Origin of the sequence: Bacillus sp. FSL R7-0166 (assembly GCF_038008935.1) — a bacterium.
Classification (GTDB): Bacteria; Bacillota; Bacilli; order Bacillales; family Bacillaceae; genus Bacillus; species Bacillus altitudinis.
The window spans coordinates 2003534-2020307 of record NZ_JBBPAC010000001.1 but is presented as its reverse complement, the minus strand read 5'-3'; the positions used below and the strand labels follow the sequence as shown (position 1 = coordinate 2020307).

At 42.0% G+C, this 16774-nt stretch carries 20 protein-coding genes; 19 read left to right on the top strand and 1 reads right to left on the bottom strand.

All coding sequences use genetic code 11. From position 1 onward, the window contains the following. The first annotated feature begins 12 nt into the window (after positions 1 to 12). From NST01_RS10280 to ypjB, 6 genes are all read left to right on the top strand, one after another. Positions 13 to 459: a YpiF family protein gene (locus NST01_RS10280; protein WP_007500913.1), complete on the top strand. Its 447-nt coding sequence runs from the start codon at positions 13 to 15 to the stop codon at positions 457 to 459. 144 nt (positions 460 to 603) lie between these two features. Beyond that, positions 604 to 1110, top strand: coding sequence for a ubiquinol-cytochrome c reductase iron-sulfur subunit (locus tag NST01_RS10275; protein ID WP_007500911.1), 507 nt, complete (start codon positions 604 to 606; stop codon positions 1108 to 1110). A 2-nt stretch (positions 1111 to 1112) separates the two neighbouring features. Beyond that, positions 1113 to 1787: a menaquinol-cytochrome c reductase cytochrome b subunit gene (gene qcrB, locus NST01_RS10270; RefSeq protein WP_003215804.1), complete on the top strand. Its 675-nt coding sequence runs from the start codon at positions 1113 to 1115 to the stop codon at positions 1785 to 1787. Positions 1788 to 1828: 41 nt separating this feature from the next. After that, positions 1829 to 2596 carry a menaquinol-cytochrome c reductase cytochrome b/c subunit gene (locus tag NST01_RS10265; RefSeq protein WP_008344567.1) on the top strand — a complete coding sequence of 256 codons (768 nt, stop codon included), beginning with the start codon at positions 1829 to 1831 and terminating at the stop codon, positions 2594 to 2596. Between the two features lie 102 nt (positions 2597 to 2698). Further along, positions 2699 to 3292 carry a DUF1405 domain-containing protein gene (locus NST01_RS10260; protein ID WP_007500909.1) on the top strand — a complete coding sequence of 198 codons (594 nt, stop codon included), beginning with the start codon at positions 2699 to 2701 and terminating at the stop codon, positions 3290 to 3292. 65 nt (positions 3293 to 3357) lie between these two features. Then, a complete protein-coding gene (gene ypjB / locus NST01_RS10255) occupies positions 3358 to 4164 on the top strand; it encodes a sporulation protein YpjB (RefSeq protein WP_008344572.1) in 807 nt (268 codons plus the stop codon). Positions 4165 to 4195: 31 nt separating this feature from the next. Here the strand turns inward: ypjB and NST01_RS10250 are convergent, their stop codons facing one another. Beyond that, on the bottom strand, positions 4196 to 5068 hold the full coding sequence (locus NST01_RS10250; protein ID WP_003215598.1) for a YitT family protein: 873 nt from the start codon (positions 5066 to 5068) through the stop codon (positions 4196 to 4198). Between the two features lie 137 nt (positions 5069 to 5205). Between NST01_RS10250 and NST01_RS10245 the strand changes: the two genes are divergently transcribed. The 13 genes from NST01_RS10245 (at position 5206) to tseB (ending at position 16764) form a co-directional block, all read left to right on the top strand. Further along, positions 5206 to 5541 (top strand): nucleotide pyrophosphohydrolase, encoded by a 336-nt coding sequence (locus NST01_RS10245; protein WP_008344575.1) that lies wholly within the window; start codon positions 5206 to 5208, stop codon positions 5539 to 5541. A gap of 5 nt (positions 5542 to 5546) precedes the next feature. Further along, on the top strand, positions 5547 to 6350 hold the full coding sequence (gene dapB / locus NST01_RS10240) for a 4-hydroxy-tetrahydrodipicolinate reductase (RefSeq protein ID WP_008344578.1): 804 nt from the start codon (positions 5547 to 5549) through the stop codon (positions 6348 to 6350). A 17-nt stretch (positions 6351 to 6367) separates the two neighbouring features. Further along, positions 6368 to 6787, top strand: coding sequence for a methylglyoxal synthase (mgsA, locus tag NST01_RS10235; RefSeq protein ID WP_008344580.1), 420 nt, complete (start codon positions 6368 to 6370; stop codon positions 6785 to 6787). Beyond that, entirely contained in the window at positions 6774 to 7478 is a 705-nt protein-coding gene (bshB1, locus tag NST01_RS10230; RefSeq protein ID WP_341041907.1) for a bacillithiol biosynthesis deacetylase BshB1, read from the top strand. Before mgsA ends, bshB1 begins: the two co-directional genes overlap by 14 nt. A 2-nt stretch (positions 7479 to 7480) precedes the next feature. Next, the gene (gene bshA / locus NST01_RS10225; protein WP_046527071.1) at positions 7481 to 8626 is read left to right on the top strand and encodes an N-acetyl-alpha-D-glucosaminyl L-malate synthase BshA; all 1146 of its coding nucleotides are present in this window, start codon (positions 7481 to 7483) and stop codon (positions 8624 to 8626) included. Continuing rightward, positions 8619 to 9821 (top strand): CCA tRNA nucleotidyltransferase, encoded by a 1203-nt coding sequence (locus NST01_RS10220; RefSeq protein ID WP_017367495.1) that lies wholly within the window; start codon positions 8619 to 8621, stop codon positions 9819 to 9821. The genes bshA and NST01_RS10220 overlap by 8 nt, the downstream gene beginning before the upstream one ends. Beyond that, positions 9794 to 10777: a bifunctional biotin--[acetyl-CoA-carboxylase] synthetase/biotin operon repressor gene (locus NST01_RS10215; protein ID WP_025207537.1), complete on the top strand. Its 984-nt coding sequence runs from the start codon at positions 9794 to 9796 to the stop codon at positions 10775 to 10777. The genes NST01_RS10220 and NST01_RS10215 overlap by 28 nt, the downstream gene beginning before the upstream one ends. Positions 10778 to 10976: 199 nt before the next feature. Then, on the top strand, positions 10977 to 11816 hold the full coding sequence (gene panB, locus NST01_RS10210; protein ID WP_046343839.1) for a 3-methyl-2-oxobutanoate hydroxymethyltransferase: 840 nt from the start codon (positions 10977 to 10979) through the stop codon (positions 11814 to 11816). Next, a complete protein-coding gene (gene panC, locus NST01_RS10205; protein WP_341041902.1) occupies positions 11813 to 12679 on the top strand; it encodes a pantoate--beta-alanine ligase in 867 nt (288 codons plus the stop codon). Before panB ends, panC begins: the two co-directional genes overlap by 4 nt. After that, positions 12672 to 13055, top strand: a complete 384-nt coding sequence (gene panD, locus NST01_RS10200; RefSeq protein ID WP_017359738.1) for an aspartate 1-decarboxylase — start codon at positions 12672 to 12674, stop codon at positions 13053 to 13055. The genes panC and panD overlap by 8 nt, the downstream gene beginning before the upstream one ends. Before the next feature lie 115 nt (positions 13056 to 13170). Further along, a complete protein-coding gene (dinG, locus tag NST01_RS10195) occupies positions 13171 to 15963 on the top strand; it encodes an ATP-dependent DNA helicase DinG (RefSeq protein WP_341041901.1) in 2793 nt (930 codons plus the stop codon). Between the two features lie 132 nt (positions 15964 to 16095). After that, positions 16096 to 16266, top strand: a complete 171-nt coding sequence (locus NST01_RS10190; RefSeq protein WP_008344594.1) for a YpmA family protein — start codon at positions 16096 to 16098, stop codon at positions 16264 to 16266. A gap of 12 nt (positions 16267 to 16278) precedes the next feature. Continuing rightward, complete coding sequence (gene tseB, locus NST01_RS10185; RefSeq protein ID WP_035391675.1) at positions 16279 to 16764, top strand: cell wall elongation/penicillin-binding protein regulator TseB; 486 nt, start codon at positions 16279 to 16281, stop codon at positions 16762 to 16764. The last annotated feature ends 10 nt before the right edge of the window (positions 16765 to 16774 follow it).

The window sequence follows — 16774 nt, the reverse complement described above, 5'->3', positions numbered from 1 at the left end:
GAGGGGAACTAGATGAAGTTTCAGGCGGAGGACGCGGATCTCTTTTTACAATCTAAAGATTACATTGATACCGCTATCATTCCATTAGTTGGGATAGATGCAAGCCATATCAAACAAACCGTGTCTTTAGGTGAGTTTACAATGCTTGTGGCAGAGGATCTTGAAAGGCAACTGAAAGGCAGAGTGTTTCTTTTTCCTCCACATACATATTTAGAAGTAAATCATCGTAAGCAAGAAGACATACTTGCAGTAAAACAATCATTGCAAGAACATTTTCAGCATGTTGTGTTTATCACATCTGATAACAAATGGAAAGAACAGCTAGAAGTGAGTGAATCGGCATTTATATTGCAGTCTGTTCCGCTTGAGCATTTAAAGGTCAATTTAAAGCAAAAAGTCATTCAAGACAGTGTAGAACAAATTTTGAACTTTTTGTTACAAAAATGGAACCCTTCATAAAAACCCTTACATTTGCATTGTACATAGCTTTTTAGGCTGTTGACCTTGTGAATAGATTGATATATTATGAGGGTGTCCTAGTTTTATGAAATTTTTTCTAATTCAGTTATAAAGTAGCTGACGACCTGAGGGGGGGAGAAAAAAATGAGCGAGAAGAGACATGGAGTGTCCAGGCGTCAATTTTTGAATTACACGTTGACCGGCGTGGGGGGATTTATGGCCGCTGGAATGCTCATGCCTATGGTTCGCTTTGCGCTTGACCCTGTGCTAAAAGGAACAGAGGATCAGGATATGGTTCAAGTTGTCAGTGTAGATGAACTGACAAAAGAACCGAAGCGCTTTGACTTTAAAATTGATCAAGTAGATGCATGGTATGAGTCAAAGGAATCTAGGTCTGCATGGGTGTACAAAGAAGGGGATGAAATTGTCGCTTTATCGCCAATCTGTAAACATTTGGGATGTACAGTGAACTGGAACAGTGATCCGAAAAATCCAAACAAATTTTTCTGCCCATGCCATTATGGGCTGTACGACAAGGATGGTACAAACGTACCCGGAACTCCACCGCTTGCACCGCTTGATCATTATAAGCAGCAAGTGAAGGACGGATACCTCTATCTTGGAAAAGCTGTGCCGAAAGGGGAAGGGTAACGATGCTTAACAAGATTTACGATTGGGTAGATGAGCGGCTGGACATCACACCGATATGGAGAGACATTGCGGATCATGAAGTGCCTGAGCACGTCAATCCAGCACATCATTTCTCTGCTTTTGTGTATTGTTTTGGCGGTTTAACGTTTTTTGTGACGGTCATTCAAGTCCTTTCGGGCATGTTTTTAACGATGTATTATGTACCGGATATTAAAAACGCATGGGAATCTGTCTATTATTTGCAAAATGAAGTGGCATTCGGACAGATTGTTAGAGGGATGCACCACTGGGGTGCGAGTCTAGTCATTGTGATGATGTTTTTACATACGCTGAGGGTCTTTTTCCAAGGGGCGTATAAAAAGCCTAGAGAGCTAAACTGGATTGTCGGTGTGCTCATTTTCTTTGTGATGCTTGGACTTGGTTTTACAGGATATCTTTTACCGTGGGATATGAAGGCGCTATTTGCGACGAAGGTTGGTCTTCAAATTGCAGAGGCGACACCTTTCATTGGGAAAGAGATTAAAACGCTGCTTGCAGGTCATCCTGACATTGTAGGTGCACAAACGCTGACGAGATTTTTCGCTATCCATGTCTTTTTCTTGCCAGCGGCATTATTTGGGCTGATGGCTGCCCACTTTATTATGATTCGTAAGCAAGGAATTTCTGGACCGCTGTAAAATTTTGCGTTTGATGAATGTTCAATGAGGAGGGGATGACTTTGCATAGGGGAAAAGGGATGAAGTTTGTCGGAGATTCCAGAATACCGGCAGAAAGAAAACCTAACATACCTAAAGACTATTCCGAATATCCGGGAAAAACCGAAGCCTTTTGGCCGAACTTTCTTTTAAAGGAATGGCTTGTAGGTGCTGTTTTTTTAATTGGATTTCTTGTCCTAACTGTTGTTCATGCACCTCCGCTTGAGCGGATGGCTGATCCGACAGATACGGGCTATATTCCGCTGCCAGACTGGTATTTCCTATTTTTATACCAGTTGTTAAAATATGAGTTTGCTGCAGGGAGCTATACGGTGGTTGGCGCAATGATTATGCCTGGAATTGCGTTTGGTGCTCTTTTACTCGCACCATTTCTTGATTCTGGTCCTGAACGTAGGCCATATCGAAGACCAATTGCAGTTGGAATGATGATTCTTGCAGTTGGTGCAGCAACCTATTTAACATGGGAGTCTGTTGCTACTCATGACTGGGAAGCAGCAGCGAAGCAAGGTGAAATCAAGAAAGAAGCAGAGATTGATACCTCAGCTGAAGAGTATAAAATTTATCAAGAGCAGACATGTATCTCCTGTCACGGAGATAATATGCAAGGCGGGGCAGCTGGACCGTCACTTGTTGACAATGGTTTAGCACCAGAGGAAATTGCGAAAATCGCTGTAGAAGGAAAAGGCAACATGCCTAAGGGCATTTTTAAAGGCAGCGATGAAGAACTTGAAAAGCTCTCGAAATATTTATCTGAGGTCAAATCTAAATAATTCAGTTGTTTAAATGCAAGTACAAGGATATACTCAAAAGGAGAAAAAAGCTGGCGCTGTCAGCTTTTTTCTGATTTTAACAGATCGTGAGTGAAGAGAAATATGAGATGGATTCAATATCTGCTAGCTACACGCTACATGCTTGTGCTCGTGCTCATTGTCAACTTTCTTGGCACTGCGTACGGCTATTACTGGTATATTCCGCAGCTCGTAGAGACGCCGGCTGTCTTTTTACCTTTTGTTCCAGACAGTCCGACGGCAAGCTTTTTCTTTTTATTTGTATTACTAGCCTTTCTAATGAAACGCCATGCTCCTTATTTTGAAGCACTGGCCCTTGTCACCTTGATCAAATATGGATTATGGGCTGTAGGGATGAATCTTTTCGTGCTCGTTTCTGTTGATGATTTTCCGTGGGAAGGATATATGCTAATTGGTTCGCACTTTGCGATGGCGGTACAGGCTGTGTTATTTGCGCCGTATTATCGTTTTCACATGCGTCATTTGGTTGTAGCAGGCATATGGATTTTACATAATGATGTGATTGATTATGTATTTGGAATGATGCCGCGTTATTCTATGCTTTCTGCCTATTCAAATGAGATCGGCTACGTGACGTTTTGGTTAAGCATTGCCGTTCTTCTTGTTTCGTATTATCTGGTCCTCTCGAAAAAATCGGTCAAGCTTGAACTCCCTTAACAATGTTGGTCTAACCTTGTCCTTTTCTTCATACGCTGTATGGAGAAAGGCTAGGAGGGACTTGCATGAAACGAAAGTCAATCGCGATGATTCTATTATTATTTCTCGTCTTGCATCCAGCTGCTGCAAAAGGTGAGGAAACAACAGCTGCTAAAGCGCTGCAAGAATTAACGGAACTATCAGATTCAATCTTTCAATTAACGAGACAAGCTAAATATGATGAGGCATTACAAGTCGCATTGTATGCTGAAAAGACATTTAAAGCTGAGAATTGGCGCGGAACTTTGACGAATACGCAGGTTCGGCAAATTACACTTGGCTATCAAGATATCATTAAAGGACTCCCGCAGGAAGACTTAAATGAGCGCGAAAAACTTCGGTATGCCTCTCAGTTTAGAATGCTTCTCGATGCGATACAATCAAATTCAGAACCTCTTTGGGGATCTCTCGAGAAGCCGATTATGGGGTCTTTTCCGACATTAAAGAAAGAAGTAAAAGATCCAGAATCGACGACGTTTTATGAAACTTGGAATGAGCTGGTTTCATTGTATGATATGATTTATCCGAGTTTAACCATTGATATCTCGCCTGAAAAGCTGCAAACGATTAAGCAGCACATGGAAGTAATTGAACAAGGTGAATTTTTAAAAGCATCGAGTGGGACAAAGCTTGAGCGTCTCACGAAACTCGAAGAAGATTTATCAAGTGTGTTTGCGAACGTTGATCAAGATGAAGCGGATCCATCGCTTTTATGGGTCATTTTAACAACAGGAAGTATGATTTTACTCACTTTAACGTATGTTGGGTTTAGGAAATACCGTGCTGAAAAAGAAAAAAAGCAAAAGCGACAAGCAGATTATCCAAAGTCATAAAAAAAGAAGCACCGTTATCGGGCTTCTTTTTTTAGTGGGGATTGAGCGGCTTTTTATGTTCATCTAATGTGAAGCCTTCACCAAGTACGTCATGCACATCACTCACTGATACAAAGGCATGAGGATCGACGGAAGTTACGACACTCTTGAGGTGGACAAGCTCATTTTTTGGAACGACGCAGTAAAGGACGTTGCGTTCCTGTTTCGTATAGGAGCCGACTCCCTTTAAAATGGTCACTCCGCGCTCCATTTCCTCTGTGATTTTTTTTTGAATGATGTCATCCTTTTCAGAAATAATCATCGCTCCTTTGGCAGCGTAAGCGCCTTCTTGCATGAAGTCGATGACTTTTGCAGCAACAAATACGGCAACAAGTGTATACATGGCTTCTTTGTAATTTAAATAGGTGAGAGAGATGGTAATGACGCACGCGTCGAAGATAAACATCGTTCTTCCCATTGCGACTTGATAATGTTTGTTGATCAGTCTTGCAATAATGTCCACGCCGCCTGTTGTCCCGCCGAATTTAAAGATGATTCCGAGGCCTGTTCCGATAAACACACCTGCAAAAAGTGCGGCTAAGGCTAAATCGTGCTGAAGAGGCATATGTATTTGAAAGCGCTGGAAGATGGCTAGAAAGACAGAAAGACTGACGGTTCCGACAATTGTATATGTAAACATGGTTCTGCCAAGCATTTTCCAGCCGATAAAAAAGATCGGAATGTTTAACACAAGGTTTGAAATAGATGGGTCAATGTGAAATAGAAAATATAAAAGCAGTGTGATACCTGTAAATCCGCCTTCCGCCAAGTTGTTCTGCATATTAAAATGAACAAGGCCGAAAGAAAAAATCGCAGATCCTATTAAAATAAATACGATATTTTTAAGACGAATTTCTTTTAGCAAAAGATCACTCCTTTTTTTGCTTAGACAGCGATAATATTATATGGTATGGAAGAGAAACAAGCAAACTGAGTTTTAAACATTTGTCAAATATTTATGATTTCGCTAACATGTAAGAGATGGATAGGAGGATGAGCTTCATGACGAATGAAAAAACGCTGCGTCACGTGCAGCAAGAAGTCGATGATTACATAGGACAATTTAAAGAAGGCTATTTCAGCCCGCTTGCCATGATGGCCCGTCTGACAGAAGAATTAGGTGAACTGGCAAGAGAGGTTAACCATTACTATGGAGAAAAGCCGAAAAAAACAACTGAAACAGAAAAAAGCATGGAAGAAGAAATTGGCGATGTGCTGTTTGTGTTAACATGCCTTGCCAATTCACTCAATATATCACTTGAAGAAGCCCATGATCGTGTGATGCATAAATTCAATACAAGAGACAAAGACCGCTGGACGAAAAAAGAAGGGAAGTAGAGAAGATGACGAATCAAACCATCAAAGTTGTAATCGCTGGAGCAAGAGGAAGAATGGGGATAGAGGCTGTCAAGCTGGCAGAAGAAACAAGCCACTTCGAACTAGTAGCAGCACTTGATCACACACATGAGGGGAAAAAGCTATCAGATGTGCTTCATACAACATCTGATGCGCCCATTTATACGGATATTGACGTGTGTCTTTCAGAAACAGCACCGGATGTATTAATTGATTTGACGACCCCAGAAATCGGGAAAGTACATACAAGAAAAGCCCTTGAACATGGCGTACGTCCAGTCGTAGGCACAACAGGTTTTTCAGAAGACGACCTAAAAGAACTTCAGCAATTAACAGAAGAAAAAGGGATAGGCTGTATTATTGCCCCTAACTTTGCTGTTGGTGCTGTTTTAATGATGAAGTTTGCCAAAATGGCAGCAAATTATTTTCCTGATGTTGAAATCATTGAGCTTCATCATGATAAAAAATTGGACGCTCCGAGCGGTACAGGACTAAAAACAGCTGAAATGATCGCAGAAGTAAGAGAAAGCAAAAAGCAGGGGCACCCTGAAGAAAAAGAACTAATCGAAGGTGCACGAGGAGCAGATTATGATGGCATCCGCCTTCACAGCGTAAGACTTCCAGGCATGATTGCACATCAAGAAGTGCTGTTTGGAATGGACGGACAGACGCTCACGATCCGTCATGATTCTTATAACCGTGCATCCTTTATGTCAGGTGTGAAGCTTTCTGTTGAACAGGTGATGCATATTGATCAACTCGTTTATGGCTTAGAAAATATTATCGACTAATAAGGAGTGGATCCCTGATGAACATTGCTTTAATCGCTCACGATAAGAAAAAAAGTGACATGATTCAATTCGCCATTGCGTATCGAGATCTTTTGGCAGATCATACACTTTATGCAACAGGAACCACAGGTTTAAGAGTGAAAGAAGCGACTGGGCTTCCCGTTCATCGTTTCCAATCAGGACCACTTGGAGGGGATCAGCAGATTGGTGCCATGATTGCTGATAATGCAATGGATCTTGTGCTCTTTTTTAGAGACCCTCTCACTGCACAGCCGCATGAACCGGATGTATCTGCACTCATCCGGCTTTGCGATGTGTATGCCATCCCATTAGCAACCAATATGGGGACTGCCGAAATTTTAGTCAGGAATTTAAATAAAGGTACGTTTGATTTTCGAGATGTAGCAAAAAACGGAGGAACGCATGAAACCACTTGATATCCTTGCATTCGGTGCCCATAGTGATGATGTAGAGATCGGTATGGGTGGAACGATTGCAAAATACGTAAAAAAAGGGGCACGTGTTGGGATTTGTGACTTGACTCAGGCTGAATTATCTTCAAATGGAACGATTGACAGCCGAAAAGAAGAGGCCAGAGCAGCCGCTGCCATTTTAGGCGTCACGACTCGAATCCAGCTCACGCTGCCAGATAGAGGGCTTTATCTGAATGACGAAGCGATAAAAGAAATTGCAGGTGTCATCCGAACATATAAACCAAAACTTATTTTTGCCCCGCACCACCAAGATCGACATCCTGATCATGGTCATGCGGGTTCACTTGTAGAAGAGGCCGCTTTTTCTGCAGGTATACATAAATTTGAAGATTCATACAAGCAGCCAGCGCATAAAATAAGCCAGATGTATTATTACATGATTAATGGCCACCATCGTCCAGATTTTGTGATCGATATCTCAGACGAGATGAAGCAAAAAATTGATAGCTTACATGCGTATAAAAGCCAATTTGTCAAAACAGAGAGTTCAGTGGAGACACCGCTTGTAAATGGTTATATCGATTTTGTCAAAATGAGAGAGTCGATGTATGGAAGGGAAGTCAATAAACCTTTTGCAGAAGGGTTTCTGACAAAGAAGCCACTTTTGATGGACGATGACTTACTTGGGGGGTAATTATGAAAAAATTGAAGATCGGAATCACTTGTTATCCAAGTGTTGGCGGATCGGGCATTATTGCCACAGAGCTTGGAAAACGTTTAGCTGAAAAAGGGCACGATGTTCATTTCATTACCTCAAGTATTCCGTTTAGACTCAATAAAGTGTATCCGAATATTTATTTTCATGAGGTGGATGTCAATCAATATGCTGTGTTTCAATATCCGCCTTATGACCTTGCACTGGCAAGTAAACTCGCAGAAGTGGCAAAACGAGAGAAGCTTGATATTATTCATGCGCATTATGCGGTCCCTCACGCCGTCTGTGCGTTCTTAGCTAAGCAAATGACTGGACAGTCTGTCAAAGTCGTCACCACGCTTCACGGGACGGATATTACGGTTTTAGGCTATGACCCATCTTTAAAGGAAGTCATCCGGTTTGCGATCGAATCATCTGACCGCGTAACGGCTGTATCACATTCATTAGCTGCGCAGACATACGATCTGATTAAACCGAATAAAAAAATTGATACGATCCATAATTTCGTCGATGAGCGCGTATATTTGCGTGAAGATCACGAAGTGCTGAAGACGCATTATGGTCTTCTGCAGGATGAGAAGGTCGTCATCCATGTATCAAATTTCCGTAAAGTGAAGCGGGTGCATGACGTGATCCATGTGTTTAAACAGATTTCTGAACAGGTGAATGCAAAACTGCTACTGATTGGGGACGGACCTGAAAAATCGGTTGTTTGCGAGCTTGTGAAAAAGCTTGGATTAACGGACCGCGTGTTATTTTTAGGAAAGCAAGAGAAAGTGGAGGAGCTCTATTCGATTAGTGATTTGAAGCTGCTGCTTTCTGAGAAAGAGAGTTTTGGTCTTGTACTACTTGAAGCAATGGCATGCGGAGTACCTTGTATAGGAACAGACGTTGGAGGAATTCCAGAGGTGATTGCACATGGAGAGACAGGATTCCTTGTTCCGCTTGGTGATGTAGATGGAGCAGCAAAACATGCCATCACTATTCTGAAAGACAATGCGCTCCATCAGCAAATATCGATGGCAGCCCAGTCTAGTGTGGAAGCCAATTTCTCTTCTGACAAAATTGTGAGAGAGTATGAAGAGCTTTACTTAGAATTGATCGAAGGTGATGTTGAAGATGAATGAACCATTCACACATGCGATCCCTATTTTACATACACTGCACGAACATGGGTATCAAGCTTATTTTGTCGGCGGTGCGGTGAGAGATGTCCTTTTAGGCAGGGAAGTTGGGGATATCGATATTGCGACAGATGCCACACCTGATGTGGTGGAGTCTTTATTTGATAAAACAGTAGATGTCGGCAAAGAGCATGGCACTGTTATTGTTTTACTTGACGGGGTCAGCTATGAGGTCACTACGTTTCGGACTGAATCAGAATATGAAGACTTTCGCCGGCCTAAAGAAGTGGCGTTTATTTCATCACTAAAAGAAGATCTTTTAAGAAGAGATTTAACGATCAATGCAGTAGCCATGGATATTCATGGTGACATCATTGACCATGTAGGCGGCAAGCGGGATATTAAGCGAAGACGAATTCAAACGGTTGGAGATCCTGCGTGCCGCTTTCAAGAAGACGCGCTTCGGATGATGAGAGCGGTGCGGTTTTTAAGCCAGCTCGGGTTTGAGCTTTCTAAAGAGACGGAAGAAGCAATGAAAAAAGATAAACATCTGCTTGCCAACATCTCTGTTGAACGCAAAAAAATCGAAATGGAAAAACTTTTAAAAGGCCGCTACTGTGAGCAAGCCATCAAGGTGCTCATCTCCACCAAATTGTATGAAGAATTGCCCGGCCTCAAAAAGGATCAGCTGAATGAAACGTTCCAAGCTTTCCCGTATTATTTATTGGATGGGTTAGATGAGGTGTGGGGAGCCTTTATCCATTTACTTGGTCTAGATGAGGCGGAGGCGGTGTCCTTTTTAAAAGAATGGAAGTTATCAACGAAACTTTTAAAAGAAGCCGTTGCTATTAGCAAATATGTTGATTGTGACTGGGATGCGGAAAAAATGTTTGAAGCTGGTGAACATGTCCTGCTTTCTAGTATGAAAATCACGCAGCTCAAACATGAGCGTCGCATTTTCTTTGATGAGCTGGAGGCGGCGAAACGTTCATATGATGCGCTGCCGATTAAACAGCTTCAAGACCTTGCAGTGTCAGGAAAAGATTTGATGGCCTTTCGGCAAAAGCCAGCTGGTAAATGGATTGCAGAAGAGCTTGCTTCTGTGAAAAAAGCCGTTTTGCAAAACCAGCTTGAAAACCGAAAAGAAGCCATAGAGGAGTGGCTCATAGCGTGCGATCAGCGATTAGAAAACGATTAATTGAACTATTTACAGCATCTGAGCAAGATTTTGTCTCAAGCCAGCAAATATGTGATGAGCTTGGCTGCTCCCGAACGGCGGTATGGAAGCATATAGAGGATTTGCGAAAAGAGGGATATGAGGTCGAAGCGGTCAGAAGAAAAGGATACCGGCTGCTTCGTAAACCGGACAAAATTAGTGAAGACGAAATTCTGTTTGGTTTGGAAACAGAGCTGTTTGGCCGGCATATTTACTTTCAAGAAGAAGTCGCCTCAACTCAGCTCATTGCCCATGACTTCGTCAATAAAGGAGCCCCGCACGGCTCGCTTGTTGTCAGTGATCATCAGACAAACGGAAAAGGCCGCCTTCAAAGAACGTGGCATTCACCAAATGGGACAGGCATTTGGATGAGTTTGATTCTCCGGCCGGAAATACCGCTGCACAAAGCGCCGCAAATGACGCTTTTAGCATCTGTCGCGATCGCTGAAGCCATAGCGCAGCAAACGGGTCTCAGTCCATCAATCAAATGGCCAAACGATATTTTGCTAAACGGAAAAAAGGTCGTTGGTATTTTGACTGAATTAAAAGCAGAAGCTGACCAAGTTCACGCAGTCATTATTGGTCCAGGCATTAACGTGAATCAGACGGCTAATGATTTTCCTGAAGAATTAAAGGATGTTGCGACGAGTTTGCAAATGGAACTGGGTGAAAAGGTAGACAGAGCGGCATTGATTCAAACCATCATGTCCACCTTTGAAAAAAGGTATGATGAATATATGACTTATGGTTTTGCTCCGATCAAACAATTATGGGAATCGTATGCGATGACCATTGGAAAACGTATCATCGCACGCACCGTCAATGGACAATATGCTGGAACGGCGCTTGGGATTAACGATGAAGGCGTTCTCTTACTCGAAACGGAGGGCGGAATCCAAAACATCTACTCCGCTGACATTGAGATCAAGTCAACTTAAGTGGAACACCCGGCACATTTTTGATATACTTCGTGTGGGCAGTATCTGAAAAAGAACTGTACCTGTTAGGAAGAAAAATTCGATAAATTTCTGCCTTGATCCTAAGGGACTTGGACAGAGGGATGATTCGTCTGCACATGAGAGATAAAAGCGTGTGAGATCAGACAAGCCATCTCCTCTCCAGAATGAGGAGGAACAAATGAAGACAAAGTTAGATTTTTTCAAAATGAAAGAACAAAACGAACCTATCGTGATGCTGACAGCATACGACTATCCAGCTGCAAAGCAAGCGGAAAAAGCGGAAGTCGACATGATCTTAGTTGGTGACTCACTTGGGATGGTTGTCCTTGGACTTGATTCCACAGTGCAAGTGACGATGGATGATATGATTCATCACACAAAAGCAGTGAAAAGAGGCGCAAAAGACACATTTGTTGTGACGGATATGCCATTTATGTCTTATCATTATTCATTAGAAGAAACGATGAAAAATGCAGCACGCATTATGCAAGAAAGCGGTGCTGATGCATTAAAGCTTGAAGGTGGAGACGGAGTATTTGAATCCATTCAAGCACTTACAAGAGGCGGCATTCCTGTTGTAAGCCATTTAGGCCTCACCCCTCAATCAGTCGGTGTCCTTGGCGGCTATAAAGTGCAAGGAAAAGACAAAGAGAGTGCACAGAAATTGATTGAAGATAGTCTGAAATGTGAGGAAGCAGGTGCCATCGCCCTTGTGTTAGAGTGTGTACCTGGTGAACTGACAAAACGGATTACTGACATGCTAAAGATTCCTGTGATCGGAATTGGGGCAGGATCTGAAGCAGATGGACAAGTTCTTGTTTACCATGATGTGGTAGGGTACGGCGTGTCTAGAACACCTAAATTTGTGAAACAATACGCGCAAATCGATGCTGTATTAGAAGAAGCGCTCATACAATATACAAAAGAAGTAAAAGCACGCACATTCCCAGAGGATGCTCATACCTTTCATATGAAAGAAGAAGTCCTTGATGGTTTATATGGGGGGATCAAGGAATGAAGGTTGTCTCCCATATTCATGAACTAAAAGACATGATCAAGCAGCATCAAGAGAAGCAGCATTCCATTGGATTTGTCCCTACAATGGGTTTCCTTCATGAAGGACATCTTACGCTTGCAAAAGAAGCAAGAGATCAAAATGACATCGTGGTGATGAGCATCTTTGTTAATCCATTGCAATTTGGACCGAATGAAGACTTTGAATCCTATCCAAGAGATATGAAAAGAGACCAGCGTCTTGCTGAAGAAGCTGGAGTAGATATATTATTTACACCTGATGTGAAGGAAATGTACAAAGACGAGCCATCGATTACGATGACTGTCCAAAAGCGTACAGACGTCTTATGCGGGAAGAAACGCCCAGGACACTTCGACGGCGTTGTCACGGTGCTCACAAAGCTGTTTCACCTTGTCGCACCAACCAATGTATACTTTGGTCTAAAAGATGCACAGCAAGTCGCTGTTATCGATGCGATGATCAAGGATTTCTTTTTCGATCTTCACCTTGTGTCTGTTCCTACTGTTCGAGAAGAAGACGGTTTAGCGAAAAGTTCAAGGAACGTGTATCTGTCAGAAACAGAAAGGCAAGAAGCACCTGCTTTATACCGGGCATTAAAAAAAGGACAGACAGCTGTAGAAAAGGGTGAACATGATATAAATCGTATTTATCAATTAGTGGAAGAAGAGATTCTTCAAACGAGTGGGGAAATCGATTATATTGACATTTACTCCTACCCAGAGCTTGAACCCCTTCAGCACTTAACGGGCCAAGTGATCATTGCCACTGCTGTGAAGTTCTCCCGGGCAAGACTGATTGATAATGTGATTTTCCATGTTCCTGAAAGCGGTGAAAAGCATGTATAGAACTTTTATGACCTCGAAACTTCATAAAGCGACAGTGACTGAAGCAAACTTACACTATGTAGGCAGTATTACCATCGACGAAGATTTGCTTGATGCGGCAGGCATGATGGCAAATGAGAAAGTGCAAATTGTCAATAATCACAATGGTGCTAGACTTGAAACATATATCATCCCTGGAGAAAGAAAGAGCGGTGTCATTTGTTTAAATGGTGCGGCAGCAAGATTGGTTCAGCCAGGAGATGAAGTCATTATTATCGCTTATGGGATGTTGTCAGAGGAAGAAGCGAAATCGCACACACCTAAAGTGGTCGTGTTAAATAAACAAAATCAAATTGAACAAATGATTGGGCAAGAGCCTGCGAGAACGATTTTATAACGCACGCTCACATGGAAACAGAACAGTTTCATCATAAGGAAGCTGTTCTGTTTCAGCTATATTGCCCAGAGTGTGTTTCACTATGAGTGGAACGAGGAATTGAGGTGTCCATTTTATGACCGATCAAAGGTTTGTTGTCGTTGATATTGAAACCACCGGGAATTCACCAAAAAAAGGTGATAAAATCATTCAAATTGCTGCGGTGGTCATTGAAAATGGACAAATTGTCGAACGGTATTCAAAATATGTGAACCCAGGGAAAACGATTCCTGGATTTATTGAACAGCTGACAGGAATTAAACAGCACATGGTTGATGACGCGGTGTTTTTTGAGGACATTGCCCAAGAGGTGTATGATCTCATACAGGGCGCTTATTTTGTTGCGCACAATGTTCATTTTGATTTGAACTTTTTAAACGATGAACTAAAAGCATGCGGGAAAAATGAGCTGGATGTGCTAGCGATTGATACGGTTGAAATTTCTAGAATTCTTTATCCTGAGCTTGAAGGTTATAAGTTAACTGAATTAAGCGAAGAGCTCATGCTTCCACATGACCACCCGCACAGGGCGGATAGTGATGCGGAAGTTACTGCTATGTTATTTTTAACCTTATTACATCAATTAAGGAATACACCGCCAAATGTGTTAAAACAGCTGCGCAGATTATCCTCTTATCTTCTAAGTGATATAGGACTTTTAATTAAGCAGCTTGAAACCAATCACACGAGTCAGGATGATTCGCTTGTAGAAGTAGGATCTTTTGCTGTGAAAGATGTGACCAATCCTATCACTGAATCGACATATGCAGTAGGCGGTGACGACGAGCAACTGTTTGAAGAGATAAAAGAGAAGCTTCCTCAAACATTAGAAGGCTATGAAGTAAGAGAAGGCCAGCTCACGATGATGAACAAAGTAAGAGATGCGTTCCATGAAAGAGCTTATGCGTTAATTGAAGCGGCGCCAGGAATCGGGAAAACACTCGCTTATCTTATACCAGCTGCTTTAGAAGCAAAGAAATCAGGAAAACCTGTCATTATCAGTACATATTCTATTTTACTGCAGCAGCAAATGCTTCAGCGCGATGTTCCGCTACTCAAGCAATTGCTCCCATTTGAGCCAGCCGCCTGTGTGTTTAAAGGGCGTGCACATTATATTTGTTTAGATAAGTTTGAGCATGTCCTGCATGAGGAAGATGATAACTATGATGTTGTCTTAACAAAAGCGCAAATTTTAATGTGGCTTCTTGTCACTGAAACAGGTGATTTGTCTGAACTGAATTTACCGTCAGGAGCTGCAAATATAAAAGACCGTATCTCTTGTGTGCACATGCCATTTACATCGAAAAAACGCCGTTTTAAAGAACATTGTTTTTATGAACGGGCTAAACGAAAGGCTCAAACAGCTGATTTAATTTTGACGAATCACCGTCTGCTTTTATCTCAAACAGAAGGAGCTTCTATCTTTCAGCATGCAGATGTCTATGTGATTGATGAGGCCCACCAATTTGAAAAAACAGCCAATGAAACGCTAGGTGACAGTGCGTCTTATATCCAGCTTCATGCGAAATTAACCCAGCTTGGCTCTTTGCATGGCGGGCTGCTTAAGAAATTGAAAAAGAGATTTCATGGGGCAGGTTTATCAACTGACACCTTTATTGAAATGGACGAGTATCTTCAGCAGCTTCAGGTGGAAAGTGACGCATTTTTTAGTACCGTTCATTCTTTTGTCAAAAGGACAAAACCAAAAGCGGACATCAATCGTCTCATTCATAGAGTCCGTCATCATTCAAAACATGCTCAGTGGGTCCGAATTAAAGAATCAGCGAGTAAGCTTTGTTCGTTATTGATTGCTTGTGAGAAACTGTATGAGCAGCAAAAAAATGAGCTGCTTCACAAAAGTGATCAGTTCATAGAGCAGTTTGCATTTGAAGCAGAAGAATACGATCAAGTGATGTCGTTTATGCAGACATTCTGCAGTACGCTGTACCGGTTTATCTTTGAACCAAACAATGATGAAACAGTTTGGATTGAGATTGATGCAAAGGGTGCCAAGAATGCTGTCTTTATGCACGCGCAGCCGCTAGATACAGGGGAGCTGCTAGCTGATCGGTTTTTTATGAACAAAAAAAGCGTCGTCCTCACATCAGGGACGCTCACCATCAATCGACGCTTTGATTATTGCTTGGAACGATTTGGCCTGCAAGATTTTTACCCACACCTTGTCCAAATTGATTCACCTTTTGAACTTGAAAAACAGCTTAAGGTCGTTGTACCGGCTGACATGCCGCCGATCACAAACCGTGATGAACGCGAATATGTGAAGCAAGCTGCAACATATATTAAGATCATGGAAAAGCAGGATCAAGCGAAAATATTGGTGTTATTTAATTCACATGAGATGTTAAAAGCAGTGTATGAAGAGCTGAAATCAGAAGGTATGCAATCGGCATTGTTTGCTCAAGGTTTGACAGGCGGGAGCCCTGTAAAATTGACAAAAATGTTCAAATTGGCGAAGCAAGCCATCTTGCTAGGAACAGGGAGTTTCTGGGAAGGTGTGGATTTTCCTGGCTCAGAGTTAACGACCGTCATTATGGCAAGGCTTCCTTTCCGACCGCCTGATTCACCGCTCATTGAAGCAAAATGTGAAGCCGCAAAAAAACAGGGGAAGAATCCCTTTAAAGCCGTCGCTCTCCCGGAAGCTGTGTTAACTTTTAAGCAAGGAGCCGGCCGCTTGCTGCGCTCGGAAAAAGACATCGGAACATTGCTGATTTTAGACCGCCGAGTGAAAACCGCTTCGTATGGAAAACTATTTTTAGAATCACTTCATCATGCGCCAGTTCACGAGATGTCCAGAGAGTCGCTTGAGGCGTATATAGAAAAGCTTAACAACGAAAAGCCGCTGTCATAAGCGGCCTTTCACTGGTGTGGGTTTGGAGTTAATTTATCGTAACGGCTTTTTATGTTCCGTTGTAAAAATAGTATCGGTTCTCACATTGAAAAGTATGACTAACAATATTTACGTACCGAGGAGGAATTAGAAGTGGAAAGTAAAATAGAGGTACTTTCAACTGTTCAAATTAAGCATTCAGAAGACCTATACAAAATCGTCGATTTACTGAACAGAACGCTTAAAAGGGAAGATCTTATGTTTGGATTAGCATTAGATCAAGAAGATCAAAATCAAGCGATATTTACCATATATCGCACATAGGGGAAGCTTGACATGAAAAAAATAGTTTGGATTATTTCATCCGTTGCTGCGCTCGTTTTACTCATTGGCATCATTAGCTTTTCGTGGATTTATCAAATTGCCATGGGACAAAAAGAAGAAGGTCATGAGGCAGCGATTGAACGAGCAAAAAAGCAAGCATCAATAGAACAAGTAGAGCAAGTGGATACCTTTGTTGGGAAAGAAAAGCAATTTATTGTGGAAGGTAAAAACAAACAAAACGAAGCGATCTATGTGTGGGTACCTGCCAGCAAAAAAGAAAAAGTCATTGCTAAAAAAGCAAAAGAAGGCATTACTTCAAACCAAGCAGTACAAGCCGTTCAAAAGGAGAACACCATTTCTAAGCTAAAAAATGTTCAATTAGCACGAGAAGGTGACGTCCTCCTTTGGGAAGTAACGTACTTAAATGAGAACAACCAATATAGTTTCAGCTATGTTGATTTTACGACAGGACGAGTGGAAAAAAATTTAACACCGTAGTTTCTTCTGT

What these genes read in the sequence shown, in the direction of transcription:
- mgsA (WP_008344580.1), top strand. Translation starts at nt 6,368, where the DNA reads ATGAACATTGCTTTAATCGCTCACGATAAGAAAAAAAGTGACATGATT.
- bshA (WP_046527071.1), top strand. Translation starts at nt 7,481, where the DNA reads ATGAAAAAATTGAAGATCGGAATCACTTGTTATCCAAGTGTTGGCGGA.
- panD (WP_017359738.1), top strand. Translation starts at nt 12,672, where the DNA reads ATGTATAGAACTTTTATGACCTCGAAACTTCATAAAGCGACAGTGACT.
- NST01_RS10220 (WP_017367495.1), top strand. Translation starts at nt 8,619, where the DNA reads ATGAATGAACCATTCACACATGCGATCCCTATTTTACATACACTGCAC.
- tseB (WP_035391675.1), top strand. Translation starts at nt 16,279, where the DNA reads ATGAAAAAAATAGTTTGGATTATTTCATCCGTTGCTGCGCTCGTTTTA.
- NST01_RS10245 (WP_008344575.1), top strand. Translation starts at nt 5,206, where the DNA reads ATGACGAATGAAAAAACGCTGCGTCACGTGCAGCAAGAAGTCGATGAT.
- panB (WP_046343839.1), top strand. Translation starts at nt 10,977, where the DNA reads ATGAAGACAAAGTTAGATTTTTTCAAAATGAAAGAACAAAACGAACCT.
- NST01_RS10280 (WP_007500913.1), top strand. Translation starts at nt 13, where the DNA reads ATGAAGTTTCAGGCGGAGGACGCGGATCTCTTTTTACAATCTAAAGAT.
- bshB1 (WP_341041907.1), top strand. Translation starts at nt 6,774, where the DNA reads ATGAAACCACTTGATATCCTTGCATTCGGTGCCCATAGTGATGATGTA.
- dapB (WP_008344578.1), top strand. Translation starts at nt 5,547, where the DNA reads ATGACGAATCAAACCATCAAAGTTGTAATCGCTGGAGCAAGAGGAAGA.
- NST01_RS10260 (WP_007500909.1), top strand. Translation starts at nt 2,699, where the DNA reads ATGAGATGGATTCAATATCTGCTAGCTACACGCTACATGCTTGTGCTC.
- dinG (WP_341041901.1), top strand. Translation starts at nt 13,171, where the DNA reads ATGACCGATCAAAGGTTTGTTGTCGTTGATATTGAAACCACCGGGAAT.
- NST01_RS10275 (WP_007500911.1), top strand. Translation starts at nt 604, where the DNA reads ATGAGCGAGAAGAGACATGGAGTGTCCAGGCGTCAATTTTTGAATTAC.
- qcrB (WP_003215804.1), top strand. Translation starts at nt 1,113, where the DNA reads ATGCTTAACAAGATTTACGATTGGGTAGATGAGCGGCTGGACATCACA.
- panC (WP_341041902.1), top strand. Translation starts at nt 11,813, where the DNA reads ATGAAGGTTGTCTCCCATATTCATGAACTAAAAGACATGATCAAGCAG.
- ypjB (WP_008344572.1), top strand. Translation starts at nt 3,358, where the DNA reads ATGAAACGAAAGTCAATCGCGATGATTCTATTATTATTTCTCGTCTTG.